We start from the raw sequence: 21,013 nt of genomic DNA on the forward strand, positions 1-21,013 counted from the left end.
TCGTTTAGAGGAGCGCACTCCCCATTTTTAATTATTTCGCAGGAGCTCCACCTGAAACAACAGGTACATTAAACGAGTTCTTCGCCGTTGTTCCGTCCTTGTCCGTTTCGTAATTAAAAAGGGTACCATCCTTTGACCAACTCGCTGACTTCAGTGTCCCCTCTATGCTGCGTTGTTCAACCAAATTTAGAACATCCGGTTCGCTCACAGGTTTGGAGTATATGCTGATTTGATCACCAATAAGCATAACTACATAGGAACCGTCAGGTGACTTCCATTCTTTTGGTGCTGCTGTTGTAGTCATTCCCTGATCCGGTCCTGCTGCGAATCCTTTGTTCCCTCCAGAAGCGTCTGCACCTGCACTGGAATCAGGTACAGTGTTACCTTCAACCGGAACATCTTCAGTCATATTAGGTGTTGTATCCTGAGAAGTGAAGGATTGGGCATCTCCATTTTCTGTTTCTGTTTCTGTTTCTGTTACTCCATTCTCTTCCCCATCTGCAGAAGATTTAGGAGAATCTCCTGATTCCTGAATTCTCTGCTCAGAATCTTGGTTCTGAGCCGGATTCTTCTGATTATCGGTCGAAGGAGTTCTGGACGAATTATCCTGCGGTCCTTTATTCGGAGCAGGCGTTGATTCAGTAGCCGGTTGTTTAGGTGTCGGATCTGACTGAACTTCAGGCTCCTGTACCTCATCTCCACCGTTCTCTTCAGGCATTGTTTCTACGTCTTGGTTATCTGGTTTAGTTGGTGAATCATTCGATTGACCCACAAACACATCGTTGCTGCTTGGTTGGGACGAAGTGGCAGGATCATAATTTTCAATATTCTTGCTTAATGAGTTCTCATCCAAATTGCCGCTCTCTTGAGAAGCTCCAGAGCTCATCAGCATGGAATCGGCATTCTCAATCTGTTCAGGCGGATTTCCCCAGATGGCGAATCCCAATATAACTGCCGCAGCCGCTGCACCCATGGACATACGTCCTGCCATCGAGTTAAGCCATTTTTGCTTCGTTTTCCGCTCACTTGAACGTTGTAAATTCTCAAATGCAGCGGGGACAGGATTCATTTCCTGTATGGTGCTACTTTGTTCCTTCCGCGCTTCGTCAATGGCATCAAGCTGTGGCATAATCGCATCAACCAGACTAAATTTCGGGCTTACTTGCGGCAATTCTTCCAGTTCTCTGGAAAGAGCTCTGAGTAAACTAAAATTCTCGGCGCACTCCGGACACTTTGCCACATGCTGTAGCATCTGCGCGGTTTCCGCCTCGCCCAGATCATGATCCAGATAGCGGTGCATCCATTCCACCACCTCTTCGCATTTCATCCTGTCACACCACCTTTCTGATATTCCTGTAGTAGATTCTGTAATTGCTGCCTGGCTCTAAATAAATAAGATTTCACCGTATTCAACGGAAGATCGAGACAATCCGCAATTTCATTGTAGGATAAGTCCTGCAAATATCTTAGAACAATAACGGTACGATGATGCTCGGGAAGCTTGTTGATCGCATCCTGAATGTCCTGGGCCACATATGTAGACATGACCTCGTACTCCACATCCTGATTATCCTGAAAAACCATGTCATGTTCGTCAATGGAGACAGACGGCTTGGTTCTTCTGAATTTATCAATACAGATGTTCGTGACGATGCGTTGTACCCATGTTTTGAATTGGGCCTTTTCTTCGTATGAATTGATTTTGGTGTAAATTCGGATCAACGCTTCCTGCGCAGCATCCAAAGCGTCCTGTTCATTATTTAGAATGTAATATGCGGTCCGATAGACATGTTGTTCAATCTCCCGCAATAGGGTAATTAGAGCGTCGCGATCGCCCGATTGAGCGGCTCTGATGAGTTCCGGCTCTACCACAAAGGATCCCCCTCTCCCTGCAACCTTACAGACGTGATCATCAATAAAATTGTTGCAAAGTTAAGTATTTTTTTAATTTGCCATAACAAAATAACGGCGTATGTATTAGGGCCGCTGAAATCTTCTCTTAGAATAACAGAAATTGCATAACGAGTCACCAAACGTATCCAAAAGGGATCCCATTACTTACACGACTCAATTCAAATGCAATGGCATACATTATAGATAAGCACTTTTTTGGTTCCTAAAATAAAAAAAGTCGAAATTTGTCCAAATTTAAGCTGATTTTAATGCAATTTTCATGAAAATAGTGTATTGTAAATTTACATTCATAAACACGAGGTGATGAGCATGCCAGCTCTTGCGAAAATTCAAGCTTTAAAAGAACAAATGCCCAAAGAATATCAAAGTATTTCCCACTTTGTTGAACATGCATTGGAGTCCATTGATACTCTGGTCGAGGAACATCGGAAGTATGTAGCTGCACAGGCATTATACGGCGATAAAATCGTTGGATCGGAAGAACGCTTGTACAGAGAAACCGTACTGGATGTCAGAGCACAGCTATTGATGACTCTTGAGAAAACGGTAGAAGATCTGTTGCACAAGGGCGACAAACACTGGAGCAAACACTTTAAGGATGGCGTAGAGTAGTTCTTATATTTCTTCTACAATTTGAAAAAATGGCCCGTTTTCCGATATTCTCCCTCCTGGAGTGTAACGGAAAGCGGGCTTTTTTTGTACTGTGACTTGCAATCAAATGAAACAGCAAGGAATGATTTTTAAATCCAAATAAATGAAGGTCGGTTTATATAGGATAGTACAAATCCATTCTTATAGAAAAGGTACAAACCTTAGAAAAACGAAGGTTTGTACCTCTTTTGTGTGATGAACTTATTGATTATAATAAGGGCCATTTCCTGTGGATTTATTCAAGGACAACAACTGAGACACCGTTACGAATTGGTAGCCTTGCTTTTTTAGTGATTTAAGCATGTGGGGCAGCGCATCAGCTGTAGAAGCGTGAATATCATGCATAAGTACAATCGAACCTGATCTGATGTTTTTAGCAACCTCTTTATTTACGGCTTGAGCGTTCCGGCTTTTCCAATCCAGCGAATCCACAGACCATAAAATAATGGGTGTTTTCTGTTCTTTGGTGACTTTTTTGACTGATTCATTCATAGCACCATAAGGCGGACGGAATAGGGTTGGTTTTTCCCCAGTCGCATCCTCGATTCGGTCCGATGATTCTATGATTTGTTTGCGCACCTCACTCAGGCTCATATTCGCAAGATTTGGATGACTCTTGGAGTGATTGCCGATCTCGTGGCCGGCCTTAGCAACCTTTTTAGCCATATCAGGATAATACTCTACTTGTACGCCCAGCATGAAGAAAGTAGCCTTCGCGTTGTACTCCTTCAAAGTCTTTAGAACTCTAGGTGTCACCTTTGGGTGAGGCCCATCATCAAAGGTAAGAGCCACATATTTCCCTTTAGGATCAAGCGGAGGCTGAGTTGGCCTCTTCCCTTTTGGTTCATCGTTATTTCCATAAGTAATATTCCATTTTTTAGTAAGGTCCTTCTTCAAGTAGGAATGCAAGGATTTCCTGAGTTGGCCTCTTCCCTTTTGGTTCATCGTTATTTCCATAAGTAATATTCCATTTTTTAGTAAGGTCCTTCTTCAAGTAGGAATGCAAGGATTTCAGTGGAATGTTCACTTGGACCGTTCCGGCTGCACCAGCAGCGATCTCGTATTTATTAAAGTATAAAGTAAAGACCCCGTTACCTATGGACCATTTCCATCCAGATGGATTTTTTATAGATTTTTGAAGTTCTGCTTCGAATACATAAGAGTGAACGTTTTTCTGTTTCTTCAATTCTTCCTTCACGATGGACATAATATGGTTAACAGCTGCTTTGTCATAAGTCATGATATCAGATAAATTCAATATTTTATTTTCAGCTGTGTCGATATTAAAAGATTTTATTATCGATTGTCCATTAGCACCGCCTGTGGTGATTTGATAGGAAGTGAACACTAAACTATATAAATGGTCATTAATTTTATTCGTATCTACTGTAATATTCAATTCAGCACGATGATCGCCTTGAAGCGTTTTTGCACCGGTCCCAACCTGGGCTAAGAATTTCTTTTCCTGATCATTGACCCACGTCTGAATAGGAGTATTAATCTCCTTGCTGTTTGAGAGAACGTTGCTAATCGACAGTATATAATGCTTCGTATTCTTCGTCCTTGTTTCGATATTTAGGCCTGGGTATGCACTGGGCGACACTTCAACGTTCTCTGTAACGCTGTGGTTCCCAGCTAGAACATTTTGCACCATTAGATTGATTCCTAGAATCCCGCCAGCTAATACAATAAATCCAACCAGCCAAACGGGCCACCGTGTTTTCTTCCTTTTGTTCATTTCAAATCATCCTTATCTTTATTCTAGTCATAAAACTGCAAGTCATTGTACGATACCTGATGAAAAATCAACCACCAGTTATTCACATAAAACATCGATGACAGAAAAGCACCACTGAGTGCCATCACTCTCGACAGATCGATAATGAGGAGCCACGCAAATCCCCCTGAGCCCATTTGATATTAAGATGGTAGGCCATGACAGCCATGACGGATAATGCCCTTAAGCCATCAAATCCTGGTATATAACGTTTACCATCGCCTCGTACCGGTGCAAAGTTCCGGATTAAACTTCCGAAATGATTCATGTTGTCGTGCATTTTGCTTTCGTCCCTATCCTTTTTGATTTGTCGCTCATAGGCAGGACGCCGAGCTTGTGAAAAAAGTTTTCTCCAATTAATGTAATCAATGAAGAGAACAAAACATTTTCATGGAACTTCTACCTTTAGAACTAAAAAAAAGCATCCCGTAAGAAGAGAGTCTTCGGGATGCCACATTCAGAATAATCGTCATTCGGCTTTGCCTCAGAGGCTGGCATTCTTCAAATTGAAACGGAACTCCGGTGAACCCACATATCCCGGCGCGATACTGTATTTTGGGAAGACGATAACCAGTTCGCCTTTTTCAATATAAAACGACTGTTCCGTGAACGTCCCTTTGAATTCTTCCAGGAAGTATTGATCGGGATCCTTTCTCATTTGCGCAAGAATATCTGCATCAAGCTTTTCTTTATAGTTAGAACCGAGGAGATCCTCCAGTGTCACGCGCTGAGCCGCAGAGGCATTTTTCAAGTTGTAGGTATCGATCCGGGGCATGCTTGTTCCGCCCCTGTAACCTTCCGTGATTACTTCAAGCGAAACTACTCCTGCCGGGTTTCCAGTTCCGTCCGACTTTAGCTTATAGCTGACGTAAAATTCATAGGGGTGGAACTTCTGGTGATTTACTTTTGCCTTTTTGGCCGTTTTTGCGGCATCCTTCTCCCACTGAGCAAGATCCTTTTGCGCACGGGATAAAAGGATGCCATTCAGTTCATTCTGGTATCTGGTGTCCAGCATGCCGTCCAGCTGCGGTACCTTGATGTTCACAATAAGGTTCTTGCTTGTTGTGCTCAGTACCTTCTCCACGATTTTTACACCTGTAGCCGAAGGGACGGTTGCTTGTACCTTAGAGCTGACAGTTACGTTCGCTGAAACAGGTGCCGAGGCCAGCGCATATGCAGATAAGCTCGCTGCGCCGACGCCGAGCATGGCTACACAGCCCATGGCCCCCATCTTCATGTATTTTATCGTTTTCTTTTTCATAGCTTTCATCCTCCATCTCTTTGTATGAGTGTCTAATCACGCACACTCATTGGCTAGACGCATGAGATGGTTCAGAAAGTTTTGGAAAATCAAAAACAGAACAATGTCTCTTCGACCAAAGTACTAACAAAAAAAAACCGGCGCGGGGTACCCCATCACCGGTCTCTTCCATTACTTAATGTATTTGTTATTAATCAGAACGTCTTTCAACACATCCGTGGGAATGACGAATTCCACAGAACCCATATAGCCTGGCGCAACGTCATATTCGTTGAAAGCAATCACCAGCTTGCCGTCGTTGTTGATATAGAAGCCTTGATCCTTCGCGATGCTCTGGAACTCACTGGTGACCGGCACGTCGGTAGCTCCCGGAGCCCAGTAAATCTTATTAGGGTCCGCTTTCATTTGCCCCTGCATCTGCTCTTTAACGTTGTCGCTGATGAGCCGTACATAACGATCGTCCTTGAACAGCATCGGCAGAGTTATGAGGATTTGGTTTTTCTTATCGATCGTATCAAACTGAAGCTCCTCCGAGGATGAACCGGCGGTCTCGACCACGTATCTTTGTATAGATAAAATCTCGTCGTTGTCCGTCTTTACTTCATATCCGACATCAAGTCCCAGATGGCCTCCGCCTTGCTTCTTCAATTCGCTGATTTCCGCCTGGAACTTTTCGTAAAGCGCTTTGTTCTCCTTCATATATTTCTCGTTCAACCCGCTTTGCAACTGCTCATTCTCCATATCGGTAATGGAAGGCACTTTGATATTCGCATTGTAATTAGACTCGTCAACCACGTATTCCTTGAACGTGAGCACCTGGATAACCCGGTCCACACCCGGTATGGATGACAAGGCTTTCGCTACGGGAGGGCTCACATTGATCGCAACAAGGAACATGAACGCAGCCGCACTGGAAACGGCTAACCATCTGTACTTTGAGCCGCGGCCCCTCCTTCCCTCCTTAGAGAATTTATGAATCGATTGGTTTACAATGCTATCCAATTCATCTGGAATGGGTATTTCTTGATATTCTTTTCGCAGCTGTTCCATGTTATTGTTCATCTTACTCGTTCTCCTTTGGTTGTTTCATCATTCATTGTGATTCGCAATAGCTGATGCGCCTGATACAGCCTTGTTTTAATCGTATTCACATTCTCATCCAGTACAGCAGCAACTTCTTCGATCTTCATGTCTTCAAAATATCTCAGTATAATGACGCTCTTGTACTTATCCGGCAAGGATTCGAGCGTTAGCTTCAAATCAATGTCCGTATACGTATCTTCTGCCCCGAGGCTGTAGGTTTCGATCATTTCATGATCCATCGAGTGAACCTTTTTGTTTCTGCGCAGAAAATCCAGGGCGGTATTCACCACAATCCGGTAAAACCAGCTTTTAACCGCGTCTGGGTTTTTCAAACGTTCGAGATTCGTCATCGCTTTGTATATGGAGTCTTGTACGATATCCAGGGCATCATCCTTATTTTTGACATAGCTATAAGCAAGTCGGTATACGTTCTCTTTATGCTCGGTAATACAGTGTGTAAGAATTTTTTCAGTTTTTCTATTGAACATGGTCGATTATTCCTTTTCTATATAAATCTTTTGTCGTAACAAGAAGTAAGACGTTTACGGGTTCCCAAAAAGTTTTCGCATCCGAAAATTTTTTTTACTTCTGCAAACCGTTCAAGGCCCTCACAAGCAGGTCAACGTAAACCTCGGCGCCTCTATTAAATGCACCTCGTCCTTTTAAAAATAATCTTCCCTTCCTTTGCTTGCCAAATACCAGTCTACTACCGATGACCGAATTCATTTGAAACTTTTGAAGGTTTCTTTCCGAAAAAACAATGTATCACTCGGAACCGAAAGTCATTTGGTAGTCTGTAGCGCCTTTGTCGTTGTAGGCTTTCTATATTAACGATATTTCATATTTTTAATCCGTCTCCTTCTGATCTGTGCCGGTGGAACCACGCGCATTGAATTAATTTGCTTCGCGCTGGCCGCGAATTTCAATAGAAGGAATATCCATTTCAAAAGTTGCGACGTGTTCAATTATGACCGCTTCAATAAGTTCTTGAATTTTGTTAGTTATCAAATGATACTCAGTAACTTGAACCGTCCAAATGCAATAATAAATGGGCATCCCCTTCCTCATTTCCTACCCTGCCACTACCAAAAAATATATGTCACCACCATGAGATTAAGAAAAAAGTCGTTCGCAGCGAAACGACTTCTTTCTTTTATAGGTCAACTAAGTACTTTCTTTCTCTAATTCCCACTTTTCCTCAACCTCTGTATGTTAAAATATAGTAACGCCTTAGCCTATCTCTTATTGAATATAGTTATTTAGGGAGGTCAATTTTCGAATGACAAAAAACCATAGAATCAATAGGCCGCGCGGAAAAATAGTTGCAGCTGTATTAACTGCAGTGTTCATTTCACTTGCAATGGGGATATATCACTATGTCCCTATAGATGAAAGATTAGAGAATACTTACTATTATTCATTCGGGTATACATTTGCGGTTGGATTATTGATTAACCTCGCTATATTACTTTTCTTACTTACGCCACTTTCTATATTGGTGGATGGACTACTTTTATACAGAAAAAAAGATAATACGTATATGATATTGCTTGTTGCTATTGCCGCATATGTTCTATTAGGCTTCACAGGTGGGATCATCTACTCGATATTTACACTTAACTTCACTACTTTTTCCGCTCAGACTATCCACATTGTTGTATGTTCTATTGTCTTTTTAACCTTTCAGTTGGTATTAAATCGGAGTTTTCTTCACTTATCTTCACACCGATAAATAGATTGCGTGCCGTCACTCAATCCCAACCAACTTATAACGAACATCAATCTTCCCATCTTTCACTCTCATCTGGACCTCACCCATCTGATCTGTCCGATAAATATCTGACCCGTTAGCCTCCAGACGTTCCATCACTCCCGGATTGGGGTGCCCATATGTATTGTTAACACCGGCAGATATGACCGCGGTTTTGGCATTCCAGTATTGGAGCCAGGCTTCGGTTGACGACGTTTTACTCCCATGATGAGCGACCTTTAGAACATCAATGGAGACAGATGCTGAAGCATCTTTTGAATCAACCTGCAGCGGGCGGGTAAGTATCCTTTGTACAACTCCCTCTGTAACTCCAATATCTGCACCTTTCTGTTCAAACTGGGCAGCCAATGAGCCATCCTGAATCATATAGAGCAGGTCCTGCTCGGCTGCCGCATCCATATCTCCGGTGAACAACATGGAAGCCCCGGCCATTTCCAGCAAAAAGACAACGGAATCATGATTCTGGTGTTCAGACACTGGTAAATTGCCTGATGCATTTACATCCATATGTGCCAGATCCGGAGCTATAAAATGTAAAATTGTCTCTTTATCAGCCTTATAGGACATACCCTGCCGAATGGCGTATAGAGGGATTTTCCGTTCCATGGCTGTATTCAGCAACTTATCAAAGTTATCCTTACCGCTGGTCGTTCCATTAAACATGAAACGTTTAACTGGAATCTGTTCCAGCACAGCCTGTAGTCCTCCGGCATGATCCTGGTCAGCATGCGTGACAATTACAGCATCCAGTTGATGGATACCTCTTTTTTTCAATAGAGGAACAACGACCTTGGCTCCCACCTCATACGGATCACGTCTTGTTTTCCAAGATTGTTCGTTGTTCCCAAAACTAACCGTTCCCCCGCCATCCACCAGAATGTGTTTGCCTTCCGGGGTTGTAATCAATGTACTGTCTCCCTGACCAATATCCAAAAACTGCACGATGCCGGTTCCAGCAGGCTTGGGAGTCTGATATGCCCACCATAATCCAGCAATAAAGCTGATTGCGAGCAACCCGCACAACCATTGCTGAGCTTTACTCATTCGTTCATTTGAATAATAACCTGCACCTCGTGTAGTAAATGCACTTGTATATTCCGGCCAGGCAATACTGGCTCCTAATGTCGTTAATGAAGTTTCTTTTCCATCTACACGGTTCTTACCTTGATCCTGTAACACGGTAGACATCGAAGAGCGAATGCCCATATTCGCCATTGAAACTGAAGGTTGTCCCCTCACAAGAGGAGCCGTCTCTTCCTCAACAAACGCTGTTTCTTGCTGCTCACCATTGCCACGATGCAACAGATAGAGTAAGGCATACAACACAGCATAATATGCGGCAATCCATAACAAGGGCGGTGTTGCCCAGATCAACACAAAACCTGGCAGGCTGTTCATCCACTCCACGCTTATAAATGTCAGTTGATTCAGTTGCATCGCAATCCATGCGAGAGGTTTCGCCAAGGGAACCCATATGAATGACAGTAACATGGCGACCGTCCCCAGAGGTAATACAATGGCACTAATCAAAGAAACCAGCAGAAAGTTGGCCACAAATGAGAGTAATGAGAACTGATTGAAATACAGAATGGTTACTGGGAACGAAATCAACTGAGCGGTCACGGTCACGGATGCCGTTGCAGCCAGAGATTTCGGCCAGCCGCTGAACAGCCGGTTAATCAATGGCATATAGATCATCAAACCTGCGGTCACTAGAAAGGATAACTGGAAGCTCACGCTTAGCAAAAAGTACGGGTCCCACCACATCATCAGCAACGCTGCTGCACTGATCATCTGAAGACCGTCTCTGGCGAGACCACGACGTGCCATATACAACCCAATCATGGACATCATTCCTGCCCGAATCACTGAAGGTGAACCTCCGGATAACAGTACATAAGCTGGCACCAGGATCAGAACAATCGTGAGTGCCGTCTCTCTGGTAAGCCTTAGCCAAGATAGAATGAGAAGCAACGAAGCAACATATACAGCGACATGGGTTCCGGAGATTGCCAGGATATGCGTTAGACCGAGTTGTGAAAACTGACCATAGGTACCTGGATCGATATCAGTAGCCATCCCGATAATAAGACCCTTCATATATCCAGCATGAGGCTCTGGAAATAACTGCTCAACCGCCGAGCCCAACTTATGCCTAGTCCAATCCGTCCACCTTAGTATGTTATATTGTCCAAGTCCCTCAGGAGCAACTGCTGTTACCGAACTGGCTCCTTTCACTTTGAACAACCAGTGGATATGCAGGGTACGCAAGTAACTGCGATAATCAAATCCGCCAAAGTTCCTAGCTTCACCAGGAAGGACAAAAGAACCATTAAGCGTAATCAAATCGCCCCTCTTCCAGCCCGCTGCTATCTGTTGTTCTTCTTCCTCCAACAGTCTGACTTGTACCATCAATTGTTCATCTATGTTGAATGCAGATAATACTGTTGCCAGATCTGTATCTGCTAACGAATCCAATGTTGGCAATATTGAAGACATCTGTATCTTAAAGTCAGCCCGATCTCCATCAATACGTACATCTGACACCAGCTCACCCTGAATTTCAGCTGACCATCCGTCCAACTCATGAGTAGCGATATGCATGGTCTCCGGCAGACTACTATGATTGCGTGCGTCATTCCACTCCCAATGTGCAACACCTCCAATAAAGGCAGCAAGTAAAAATAAAACAGACCATCCACGCACATCCATAAAACGAAGTAAAAGTGGTAAACATGCCAGAGCTCCAATTAACCCCCAGATTAACGCCCAGCCTGTTAACGCACATGCTATCCCGCTCCCGCACAACCAACAAATCGTAAAACTTAATAACGGTCTGCCTTTCATTTCTCCCCCTCCTTCATTTCACCCGTTGAACGCAGAAAAACCCCCGGAAAGCCAATTCAGGCTTTCCGGAGGTTCTCCCTCACATATTCGACCATATTCACATTAATTGCTCACAGTCATCATCGTTTCCCGCGGGGGCTGGTAATTCTCCAGCCTACGGAACGTTATGCCCTTCTGTTCCATCATATTGGTAACCTTGCCGGTATCTTTAGGATAAGAACGATGAAACACGATTTCTGTAATCCCGCTATTCGCCAGCATATTGGCACATGTCCAGCACGGTTCGTCGGTCACATACACGGACGAGCCTTCGCGGTCGATTCGATCTGTGAATAAAAGCAAATTTTGCTCCGCATGAATTGTGCGAATGCATCTTTGCTTTTTCACCATTTCTTCTTGCCCATCGGTCACGACCAACTCATACTCTTCCGATATCATGCAACCTGCTTCAGAACAATCCGGGACGCCGGTGGGTGCACCATTATAGGCTGTTCCCAGCAGTTTCTTTCCCTGAACAAGAACGGCACCCACATGACGACGCGAACAGCGGGAACGGGTGGAAACCATATACGCGATGTCCATAAAATACGTATCCCAGTCCTTGCGTACCTCAGTACTCATGTTGCATTCCTCCCGCTCAACACATTTTTCATTCTAATATTACCGGATCTGCACATACGGCGCCATCTTCTCCAGCATCTTCATCCCAATTCCTTTGACCTTTGTCAGATCACTAACTTTCGCAAAAGGACCGTGTGCATTCCGATAGTCCACAATAGCTTGAGCTTTCTTCTCTCCGATTCCGGGAAGCTCTATAAGCTTGGAGACAGGAGCGGTATTCACATCAATCTTGCCATTGTCGCTAGCTTCCTCACGAACTACAGGTGGATTACTGTTCGAGCCCGTCTCGGAGGTAACCGAAGGATTCGATTTCGTACTTTGCGTAACTGGTTCAATCGAATTTGAGGTGTCCGGTGGATTATCATTCGTCTGACTTGTAGTTTGAACAACTGATTCACCTTCAACCCCAATGCTCGCAAGCCCTTTAGACTCTTCTGCCTTTGTCTCATTCCCAGTCTGCATCCCACTTGCATCCGCTCCCGAAGATGCTCCTGTATTGCCCTGAACCGAAGTAGCCGACTGTACAACAGGGAGTTCCTGCTCTATCGTCGGCTTCTCGGTGCCGAGCTGCAAGGGTTCCCAGCCACTAGGTGGTTGTTCACTTTTGCCCGACCATAATATAAGTATACTTCCAACCACCGCAGCAGCAATGGTCATCCCTTTGTTCCATCTCATTCTTCCACACCTCTCCCTGAATTCAAAATCATTCATTTCGAACACGGGCGGTGCTTCCGAACCGTTGAACTTTCCTGATGAAACAAGTTGTGCATTTTTCATGTCATGTGAAACAGGTCCTCACGCATAGAATAGAGGGAATGAACTGCGCCAGTACCGTAAAGCATGAAAGGAGGCCTGAAACAATGAAGGTTGGATTTATCGGAACCGGCAGCATGGGCAGCCTGCTAATCTATGCCCTGATCCAATCGGGTGCACTTGAGCCCCGGCAGATCGCGGCCAGCAATCGAACCCCGTCCAAAGTACGTCAGTTATCCCTCCGTTACCCCGGTCTGCATGAATCCCAGAGCAATCGGGAAACGGTAATCCGAAGCAACATCATCTTCCTGTGCGTGAAGCCGCTTGAATTCAAACATGTTATTGACGACATCCTGCCTGTCGTGAATCCCAATCATATAATTGTCTCGATCACCAGTCCCGTGCAGCTGCGACATCTGGAATCTTCACTTCCTTGCAAAGTCTCCAAAGTAATTCCCAGTGTCACACACCAAGTCGGGAGTGGAGCATCCCTCTGCATACATGGCGAACGAATGACCAGTGAAGACCGCGCTGTGTTGGAAAGTCTGCTCAGTCATATAGGCAGGCCGTACCAAGTGGATGAAGCCTGTACACGAATCACATCCGACTTCTCCAGCTGCGGACCTGCATTCATATCGTTCTTTTTGGAACAGTGGATCGAAAGTGCAGTGAAGCTGACAGGCATTAAAAGGGCAGATGCCTGCGCTCTGGCTGGCGAAATGCTCCTGGGAACAGGCAAGCTTCTCACCGAAGGAGGATACACCCCGCAAGAGCTTCAGGCTCGTGTCGCTGTACCTGGCGGTATTACCGCTCAGGCACTTGCACTGCTGAAGGTTAGTCTTGACGGCGTTTTCGACAGCCTGATCCACACGACACATGACAAATATGATGAAGATTTGTTAAAGCTGGATGAACTATTCCGAGCCGGTGAGATTAACCGGCAACAATATTAACGAGTTTGCCTGGAACGGCAATGACCTTGCGAATGGTCTTGCCTTCCAGCGCCTGCTTAACAGGTGCCAGCTCCATCGTAAAGTCCTGCATACCCTGTGCATCCAGATCCTTCGCGATCGTAGCACGAGTTACAATTTTACCATTTACCTGAACAACGATTTCTACTTCCGCATCCACTGTCATGGACTCATCATATTCAGGCCAAGCCACGTAAGAGATCCCACCTTCGTGACCTAAACGGCTCCACAGTTCCTCTGCCATATGCGGTGCCAGTGGTGACAACAGCTGCACAAATTTCTCCATCGCTTCACGAGGCAGTGTGTCTGCTTTGTATGCATCGTTGATGAAAATCATCAGCTGGCTGATGGATGTGTTGAAGCGCAGATGTTCCAGATCATCCGTAACCTTTTTGATCGTTTTGTGAGCAGTCCGTTTGAACTCATCCGTTCCACCGTCCACCGTAATCTTGTCATTGATGGCTCCTGTGTCTTCGTTAATGAAGAGACGCCATACACGTGACAGGAAGCGGTGCATGCCTTCAACCCCGTTTGCATTCCACGGTTTTGTCGCTTCCAATGGTCCCATGAACATCTCGTACAGACGCAATGTATCTGCACCGAATTCATTGACGATTTCATCCGGATTAATGACATTACCACGTGATTTACTCATTTTCTCATTATTGGTACCCAGGATCATACCTTGGTTCACCAGTTTGTGGAAAGGCTCTTTAGTCTCCACAACACCCAGATCATACAGCACTTTGTGCCAGAAACGAGCGTACAGCAAGTGAAGTACTGCGTGCTCTGCTCCGCCAATGTACAGATCAACTGGCAGCCACTGCTGCTGTTTCTCCTTGGAGATCAGTTCCATGTCATTGTGCGGATCGATAAAGCGCAGGTAATACCAGCAACTACCCGCCCATTGTGGCATGGTATTGGTCTCGCGACGTGCCTTCATTCCCGTTTCCGGATCTATCGTATTCACCCACTCCGTAACATTCGCCAGTGGTGATTCTCCTGTACCCGAAGGTTTGATCTGGTCGATATCAGGCAGCAGCAGTGGAAGTTGATCCTCCGGTACGGTCTTCATCGTTCCGTCTTCCAGATGCAGAATCGGGATTGGCTCACCCCAGTAACGCTGACGGCTGAACAGCCAATCGCGCAGACGATAGGTTACTTTTCCTTGTCCTTTACCGTTCTCTTCCAACCAATCAATCATCTTGGCAACCGCTTCTTCATTGTTCAGTCCGTTCAAGAAATCGGAATTCACATGCGCGCCATCACCTGAAAATGCCTCTTGTGTAACGTCTCCACCTTGAATAACCTCGATGATATCCAGACCGAACTGCTTAGCAAATTCCCAGTCGCGTGCATCATGACCCGGAACTGCCATAACCGCACCTGTACCGTAACCTGCAAGAACGTAATCAGCAATCCAGATCGGCAGTTTTGCACCATTAACAGGGTTGATTGCATAAGCGCCAGTGAATACACCTGTTTTGTCTTTGGCCAAATCTGTACGTTCCAGATCACTCTTACGAGAAGCCTGCTCCTGATAAGCCTGAATAGCTTCACGTTGGTCATCGGTTGTAATTGCTTCTACCAACTCATGTTCCGGAGCCAGTACTGCAAAGCTCGCACCGAACAATGTGTCCGCACGGGTAGTGAACACCTTGATAACTTCCTCGCGACCCTCAATGGCAAATACAACTTCCGCCCCTGTCGATTTACCGATCCAGTTGCGCTGCATATCCTTGATGCTTTCAGACCAATCCAACTCTTCCAGGTCTTCCAACAGACGCTCTGCATACTCGGTAATTCTCAGAACCCATTGACGCATCGGTTTGCGTACAACCGGATGTCCTCCGCGTTCACTCTTGCCATCAATAACCTCTTCATTAGCAAGTACCGTTCCAAGGGCTTCACACCAGTTAACTGCAACTTCATCCACATAAGCCAGACCTTTGTTGTACAGCTGAATAAAGATCCATTGCGTCCATTTATAGTATTCAGGGTCCGTTGTGCTGATCTCACGATCCCAGTCATAGGAGAAACCAAGCGATTTGATCTGGCGACGGAAATTGTCAATATTACGGAATGTAATATCCCGTGGATGTTCACCTGTATCCAGTGCATGCTGCTCAGCAGGCAGACCGAAAGCATCCCAACCCATGGGGTGCAATACGTTGTAACCGCGCATACGTTTGTAACGGGAAACGATATCCGTTGCCGTATATCCTTCCGGGTGACCTACGTGCAGACCTGAACCGGATGGATAAGGGAACATATCCAGTGCATAAAATTTCGGTTTAGCAGGGTCCTCACCCGTTTTAAACGTTTTATTTGCATCCCAATATTGCTGCCAACTTTTTTCCATGACTTGTGGCTGATAGCCGTGTTTCGGCTGGTTATTCTCACTCATCTATTGTTCCTCCTTCAGGTTATTCACTTTAGCTTTAATTGCAACAAAAAAACCTCAGCATCCCGTAGCGTTTGCAGCGCTAGGGACGAGAGGTTGAATTCCCGTGGTACCACCCTAGTTAGCGGACGAACGTGCTTCGTCATCCACTCCCTTTGGACCTGTAACGGCGGTTAACCGATGCGGATTTCCATTCCTGAACCCAAGCTTTATACAAGCAGGTTAAACAGAATGGTGTAATCACCGCATTTCTCCAAGGCGAGTTCGCAAATCACTGTCAACCGGCTTGCACCAACCGCCGGCTCTCTGTTATGTACAGGAATTACTACTGATCCTTATCATCGAAATATGTATACAATATCGGGACCATTATATAAAAAAGCAAGCACAAAGTCAATATTACACGTTATAATCACCCTTTTAAGTCACACGGTTCGTACCGTTCAATAATACTCGTTGCTGTTCAGGATAACCGAAAACGCTCAATGCCTTCCTCCAGATTATGAATGGTCCAATTCACATGTTCCTGATTATCATATTGACGATAAGCGCACTCAATGCGCAGCACCAGATCAAAGTACAAGTCATAGAGACTTCTTCTTTTCAGCTCACTTTCAGTCGTAATCTCATGCCCATACCCTTTCACAAAACCAGGCGTATAGTTAAAATGACTGAAATAATGCTCCATCAGAGGATCTGCCCACAGTGAACGTTCAAAATCAATAATCGCTGTGATTCGACCCGCGTCCACTAGTACATTGCCATCCCACAGATCCCAACTGATAAGCACAGGTTCTTTGACATCGTCCAGCACATCCGATTTCTCTTCAATCAGGCGTCTCAATTCAGGGTAATCGATCGAAAATGTAATCCCGGCTTCTTCTCCGTCGGTAAGAATGTCATCCATCAGATTCATAAATGCTTCTTTCCATGTGGAATATCGCTGTTTTTGCTCCGAGAAATATCCAAACTTCTCACCCTTGATTTCATTAATTCGACGATTGTACCGACCCAGCTGGTGTTCAATGACTCCCTGCTCTTCCGCAGAATATTGATCCTTGACCTGATTATAGGGCGCTCCAGACATGTACTCCATGATAAAATAACGCGCTGAAGCCATAGTTAACGAATCATCATAAGCCAACACTTGGGGTACGGGAACATCCTGTAGCTCCGTAATGAGGCGTAGTGCCTCAACTTCGGCAATCATGAGATCCTGTTCACAGCGCATCAGATTTGTCGAAGCTGACGGTGCAATTTTGAGTACCACTCGCTGTGCGTCACTCAGTTTAATGAGATATGCATGATTGGCCCAGCCATCCACCATTTCCTTGTAGTCCTGTATACTTGCAGAGAAATGCTGCTCTATTATGGCATTCAACTGTTCTGACGAAAGTCTTGTTTTATATGTACTTTCCATTTTTACACCTCACATTGACAATTGATTTATCTTCTCAGAAAACGCTTTCTATCCGACTATTATCGCCTCCTTTACTTTAACTGGCAATACTTTTTGTCACGTGATTATGTCTTTTCTTGCATTCCTTTATCCTATTTAAGACTATTGCTATTCATTCTCCATAAAAAATCAAACAAAAAACTGCCCTTATGCACCATAAGGACAGTTCTCATTATTCGCTCTTACTTCACAGCCACGTAGAACAAGCGCTGTGCGCTGTCTCCGGCCTCTTTCCATTCAAAATCCGCATATACCTTCACGTCTCTAAAACCTGCCTTGGACAACTCAAGCTTCATCCAGTCCGGGTTATATGCACGCTGGACATGAACTTCTTCAAACCGCTGGTACATATCCTTGCTACCATCATCCACACGCGAAAAAATACTGAGATGATGCTCAATCTCACAGCGATCCTGGTCCAGATCACAAGTCCAAATATAAGATACGGAGCGCTCATCCAGTACAAAAGGCTGCTCCTCATCATAACGAATAAGGGTATTGGGATGATGCACATCAAACAGGAACGTTCCACCAGGCTTCAGCATTTCGTATGTCCGCTGGAATGTTCGAACGACATCTTCTTGTTCAAGCAAATAATTGACGCAATCACAGAAAGATATCACCGAATCCACAGGTTCCGGAACTCGCCATTCCCGCATATCCTGCTGCACCCAACGGACACTGCCCTCGCGATACAAGCGATGACCCTGAGGCGTAGCCTCCATCTTGCTGCGTGCAACCGACAGCATATCTGATGAGAGATCAATGCCTGTAACTTCGAAACCGGAGTTCACGAGCGGGATCGTAATGGAGCCCGTTCCACAGCCAAGTTCAGCGACACTTTTGGGCATTCCATGCTTTTCCCATGCTGTTCTTGCAAACCTTATCCAGTCCGGATAAGGCATATCTTCCATTAATTCATCATACACATACGCAAATTTCCGGTAAGACATGTCAGGCACCGCACTTTCAATTTCATTTTCCAATCCTGCTAACAAAAGAAAAGACAGGGGCATCCGGTGTTTACCCAGCCTATCCCTGCCTTATCCAAGTTCCATATTACAACTATTTAATCAGGAAGATTACTTGTTTTCACTTTGATCCGCAGGAGCAGATTCGGACAGATACGTCCAGCTTTCCTTTTGAACCACCAGTCCGTCCTTCATCAATTTGCCCAAGGCACGCTTGAAAGCAGATTTACTGATGCCAAAGCGCTGCTTGATGATATCCGGCGGAGTTGCATCCGAGTAAGGCATGCCGCCCATAGGACGCTCTTTCATAAAGGCGAGCAGCTTGTCTGCATCTTCGTTACGTCCAACTTGTTTGAGTTGAGTCATGGCCAGATTCACACGTCCGTCTTCACGTACCAGTGTCACCCGACATTTCACTTTCTCACCAAGACGCAGCATATGACTGCGTTCAGATGAATGAATCATACCAATCGCGCCAAAGCCCAGTACACCGCCCTCTACAAGTACAAAAGTACCCATCTGCAGTGGCTTGTATACCGTCGCTTCAACCCACTCGTTTAACCATGAAGTTGGAGCATGGAAAGACAATGGTGAAAGCTCACGTTCCCCGGCCAATTTGGCACGCAGACGTCCCTGCTTGTCATGTTCCATGATTACAAAGACTTCATCCCCCACTTGAGGACGCAGTTCTTCCAGTTCAGGCAATTCACGAATAGGAAGCAGCAATTGCCGTCCAAGGCCCATTTCCAGGAAACAGCCTAGTCGTGGGTGAACATCTGCCACAACCAGTCGTGCCATTTCGCCAAGCATGAGATAAGGCTTTTTCATCGTTACGGCCAGACGATCTTCTGTATCAAAGAATACAAATACCTCAAGCGTCTCTCCAATTTTAATATCCCGTGTTAACTCGGTGTAGTGAAGCAGTACATCTTCCGATCCTGTCGTCAAAAAGAAGCCAAACGGAGACACTTCACGTGAAACCGGCAAAGAGACGACTGTTCCAGCAATCAAACTCATACAGTTTCCACCACTTTGGCATCAGACCATAGTCGTTCAATGTTGTAGTATTCACGCTCGTCGCGGTGGAAGATATGAACAACAACATCGCCCATGTCCATCAATACCCAACGTGCGGAATCCATACCTTCGATACCTTTGATCGTCGCTCCAGCTGCATGAGCCTGTTTGCGAATTTCAGTGGCAATGGCTTGTACCTGTGTATCGGAATTCCCGTGACAAATAACAAAATAATCTGCCACCAGAGAAACATTAATTAGATCCAACGCTACAATATTGGATGCCTTTTTGTCGTCAGCGGCAGCAACCGCCATATTCATAAGTTCTTTCGATGATACTGTCATGAACCAACCTCCATAATCTATAATTGTGCAATTAAGTCATTCCGCGACAACATGGTCAAAGGATAAATGACACGTCGTTGCGAGATCAGCAAGCTGATCGTCGAATCGAATCCGGCAATTAAACCTTCCTCCAGACTACGTTCAGCCTGTTCGCGAATGTGATCCACTCCCGGGAAATCTCGTCCCGGTTCAATGTAATCGGCAAGACATACCACTTTGTCCAGCAAGCTCATGCCTACCCGACCCGAGGTATGCCACCGGATGGCATTAATAACTTCGGAATCTTCCACACCGTAATCACGCTTGGCTACAAAAGCACCGACTTCGGAATGCCAGAGTTGCTTGTCATGCTGCAGAAGTTCCTGGTTTAACCCGTTATCACGGATGACCGCTTCCATCTCCGCTACGGGCCAGTACTTCGCCACATCATGCAATATCGCTGCCAGATCTGCTTTCACAGGATCAGCACCGTATTTTTCAGCCAACATCACTGACGATTCCATTACACCCAGTGTATGCTTCCAGCGTTTTTCCGGCATTTGTCCGGATACGGCTTGAATCAGTTCATCACGGCTTAGTGCCATATAAACCGCTCCTTACAATGTATTGGTGCACTTCATCAGGAATCATGAAGCGTACCGAATGACCTTTGGCCAGACGTCTGCGTACGGCTGTCGATGAAATATCGACCAAGGGCATCTCGGCCAGCAGGACCCGATCCTGTAACTCGTCTGGTAAATCATCCAGATGTAACTGGAAGCCCGGCCGACCAACTCCGATAAAGGTTAAGCGTTCTGCAAGCTCTTCAATCTGCTCCCATTTGGGGAGATAGTTCACCATATCCGCCCCGATAATGAAATAAAATTCATGTTCAGGATGGCGACGCCACAGTTCCTTCATCGTATCGATGGTATAAGACACTCCGCCCAATTCCATCTCGATACCCAGCACCTCATATTGCTGCACACCCTTCACAGCCGCTTCCGTCATATCGAGACGTTGCTGTCCCGAAGCTCCGGCTCCGCGTTTGTGAGGTGGAACATGGGAAGGCATGAACCAGATCTCATCCAGTGCATGTGAATCCCTTGCCGCTTCAGCTGCCAGGAGGTGTCCCATGTGGATCGGATCAAACGTACCACCCATGATGCCGATCTTCACCTGCGTCACGC

General features: G+C 45.5%; 21 protein-coding genes and 1 other annotated feature. Of the genes, 3 read left to right on the top strand and 18 right to left on the bottom strand.

Annotated elements, in window-relative coordinates; all coding sequences use genetic code 11:
• Positions 1-31: 31 nt before the first annotated feature.
• Positions 32-1,327 (bottom strand): zf-HC2 domain-containing protein, encoded by a 1,296-nt coding sequence (locus MHI52_RS21885; protein WP_405157620.1) that lies wholly within the window; start codon positions 1,325-1,327, stop codon positions 32-34.
• Positions 1,324-1,872: an RNA polymerase sigma factor gene (locus MHI52_RS21890; RefSeq protein WP_017687205.1), complete on the bottom strand. Its 549-nt coding sequence runs from the start codon at positions 1,870-1,872 to the stop codon at positions 1,324-1,326. The genes MHI52_RS21885 and MHI52_RS21890 overlap by 4 nt, the downstream gene beginning before the upstream one ends.
• A gap of 351 nt (positions 1,873-2,223) precedes the next feature.
• On the opposite strand from MHI52_RS21890, the gene MHI52_RS21895 reads away from it, so the two are divergent.
• Positions 2,224-2,526 carry a hypothetical protein gene (locus tag MHI52_RS21895; protein WP_017687204.1) on the top strand — a complete coding sequence of 101 codons (303 nt, stop codon included), beginning with the start codon at positions 2,224-2,226 and terminating at the stop codon, positions 2,524-2,526.
• A gap of 240 nt (positions 2,527-2,766) precedes the next feature.
• Here MHI52_RS21895 and MHI52_RS21900 read toward each other — a convergent pair whose 3' ends face one another.
• The 6 genes from MHI52_RS21900 to MHI52_RS21925 all read right to left on the bottom strand — a co-directional run bounded on the left by MHI52_RS21900 (position 2,767) and on the right by MHI52_RS21925 (position 7,174).
• Positions 2,767-3,462 (bottom strand): polysaccharide deacetylase family protein, encoded by a 696-nt coding sequence (locus tag MHI52_RS21900; RefSeq protein WP_405157621.1) that lies wholly within the window; start codon positions 3,460-3,462, stop codon positions 2,767-2,769.
• Positions 3,443-4,303 carry an RsiV family protein gene (locus MHI52_RS21905; RefSeq protein ID WP_405157622.1) on the bottom strand — a complete coding sequence of 287 codons (861 nt, stop codon included), beginning with the start codon at positions 4,301-4,303 and terminating at the stop codon, positions 3,443-3,445. Before MHI52_RS21905 ends, MHI52_RS21900 begins: the two co-directional genes overlap by 20 nt.
• A gap of 124 nt (positions 4,304-4,427) precedes the next feature.
• Positions 4,428-4,610 carry a hypothetical protein gene (locus MHI52_RS21910; RefSeq protein ID WP_307720249.1) on the bottom strand — a complete coding sequence of 61 codons (183 nt, stop codon included), beginning with the start codon at positions 4,608-4,610 and terminating at the stop codon, positions 4,428-4,430.
• A 216-nt stretch (positions 4,611-4,826) separates the two neighbouring features.
• A complete protein-coding gene (locus tag MHI52_RS21915) occupies positions 4,827-5,603 on the bottom strand; it encodes a DUF3298 and DUF4163 domain-containing protein (RefSeq protein ID WP_051447377.1) in 777 nt (258 codons plus the stop codon).
• 171 nt (positions 5,604-5,774) lie between these two features.
• Positions 5,775-6,665, bottom strand: coding sequence for a DUF3298 and DUF4163 domain-containing protein (locus MHI52_RS21920; RefSeq protein ID WP_036668554.1), 891 nt, complete (start codon positions 6,663-6,665; stop codon positions 5,775-5,777).
• Positions 6,662-7,174 (bottom strand): RNA polymerase sigma factor, encoded by a 513-nt coding sequence (locus MHI52_RS21925; protein WP_036668553.1) that lies wholly within the window; start codon positions 7,172-7,174, stop codon positions 6,662-6,664. The genes MHI52_RS21920 and MHI52_RS21925 overlap by 4 nt, the downstream gene beginning before the upstream one ends.
• A gap of 791 nt (positions 7,175-7,965) precedes the next feature.
• Between MHI52_RS21925 and MHI52_RS21930 the strand changes: the two genes are divergently transcribed.
• Complete coding sequence (locus MHI52_RS21930) at positions 7,966-8,418, top strand: hypothetical protein (RefSeq protein WP_405157623.1); 453 nt, start codon at positions 7,966-7,968, stop codon at positions 8,416-8,418.
• Between the two features lie 15 nt (positions 8,419-8,433).
• Here MHI52_RS21930 and MHI52_RS21935 read toward each other — a convergent pair whose 3' ends face one another.
• The 3 genes from MHI52_RS21935 to MHI52_RS21945 all read right to left on the bottom strand — a co-directional run bounded on the left by MHI52_RS21935 (position 8,434) and on the right by MHI52_RS21945 (position 12,600).
• Positions 8,434-11,304 (bottom strand): ComEC/Rec2 family competence protein, encoded by a 2,871-nt coding sequence (locus MHI52_RS21935; RefSeq protein ID WP_405157624.1) that lies wholly within the window; start codon positions 11,302-11,304, stop codon positions 8,434-8,436.
• Positions 11,305-11,406: 102 nt separating this feature from the next.
• The gene (locus MHI52_RS21940; RefSeq protein ID WP_017687196.1) at positions 11,407-11,925 is read right to left on the bottom strand and encodes a cytidine/deoxycytidylate deaminase family protein; all 519 of its coding nucleotides are present in this window, start codon (positions 11,923-11,925) and stop codon (positions 11,407-11,409) included.
• A gap of 39 nt (positions 11,926-11,964) precedes the next feature.
• Complete coding sequence (locus tag MHI52_RS21945; RefSeq protein ID WP_051447378.1) at positions 11,965-12,600, bottom strand: helix-hairpin-helix domain-containing protein; 636 nt, start codon at positions 12,598-12,600, stop codon at positions 11,965-11,967.
• Positions 12,601-12,785: 185 nt separating this feature from the next.
• On the opposite strand from MHI52_RS21945, the gene comER reads away from it, so the two are divergent.
• Positions 12,786-13,631 carry a late competence protein ComER gene (gene comER / locus MHI52_RS21950; RefSeq protein WP_036615122.1) on the top strand — a complete coding sequence of 282 codons (846 nt, stop codon included), beginning with the start codon at positions 12,786-12,788 and terminating at the stop codon, positions 13,629-13,631.
• On the opposite strand, the gene leuS is transcribed toward comER, so the two are convergent.
• From leuS to MHI52_RS21985, 7 genes are all read right to left on the bottom strand, one after another.
• The gene (leuS, locus tag MHI52_RS21955; RefSeq protein WP_282320683.1) at positions 13,612-16,056 is read right to left on the bottom strand and encodes a leucine--tRNA ligase; all 2,445 of its coding nucleotides are present in this window, start codon (positions 16,054-16,056) and stop codon (positions 13,612-13,614) included. The genes comER and leuS overlap by 20 nt on opposite strands.
• Before the next feature lie 78 nt (positions 16,057-16,134).
• Positions 16,135-16,404 (bottom strand) — a binding site (T-box leader).
• 112 nt (positions 16,405-16,516) lie between these two features.
• Entirely contained in the window at positions 16,517-17,473 is a 957-nt protein-coding gene (locus tag MHI52_RS21960; RefSeq protein WP_282320682.1) for a phosphotransferase family protein, read from the bottom strand.
• A 221-nt stretch (positions 17,474-17,694) separates the two neighbouring features.
• Positions 17,695-18,465, bottom strand: a complete 771-nt coding sequence (locus MHI52_RS21965; protein ID WP_036615129.1) for a class I SAM-dependent methyltransferase — start codon at positions 18,463-18,465, stop codon at positions 17,695-17,697.
• A gap of 129 nt (positions 18,466-18,594) precedes the next feature.
• Positions 18,595-19,500 carry a S1 RNA-binding domain-containing protein gene (locus MHI52_RS21970; protein WP_036668546.1) on the bottom strand — a complete coding sequence of 302 codons (906 nt, stop codon included), beginning with the start codon at positions 19,498-19,500 and terminating at the stop codon, positions 18,595-18,597.
• A complete protein-coding gene (gene rsfS / locus MHI52_RS21975) occupies positions 19,497-19,844 on the bottom strand; it encodes a ribosome silencing factor (protein WP_036615136.1) in 348 nt (115 codons plus the stop codon). Before rsfS ends, MHI52_RS21970 begins: the two co-directional genes overlap by 4 nt.
• A 17-nt stretch (positions 19,845-19,861) precedes the next feature.
• On the bottom strand, positions 19,862-20,428 hold the full coding sequence (yqeK, locus tag MHI52_RS21980; protein ID WP_282320681.1) for a bis(5'-nucleosyl)-tetraphosphatase (symmetrical) YqeK: 567 nt from the start codon (positions 20,426-20,428) through the stop codon (positions 19,862-19,864).
• Positions 20,412-21,002 (bottom strand): nicotinate-nucleotide adenylyltransferase, encoded by a 591-nt coding sequence (locus MHI52_RS21985; RefSeq protein ID WP_074095918.1) that lies wholly within the window; start codon positions 21,000-21,002, stop codon positions 20,412-20,414. The genes yqeK and MHI52_RS21985 overlap by 17 nt, the downstream gene beginning before the upstream one ends.
• Positions 21,003-21,013 lie beyond the last annotated feature (11 nt).

Origin of the sequence: Paenibacillus sp. FSL H8-0283 (assembly GCF_045040675.1) — a bacterium.
In the GTDB taxonomy this organism is placed as follows: Bacteria; Bacillota; Bacilli; order Paenibacillales; family Paenibacillaceae; genus Paenibacillus; species Paenibacillus amylolyticus.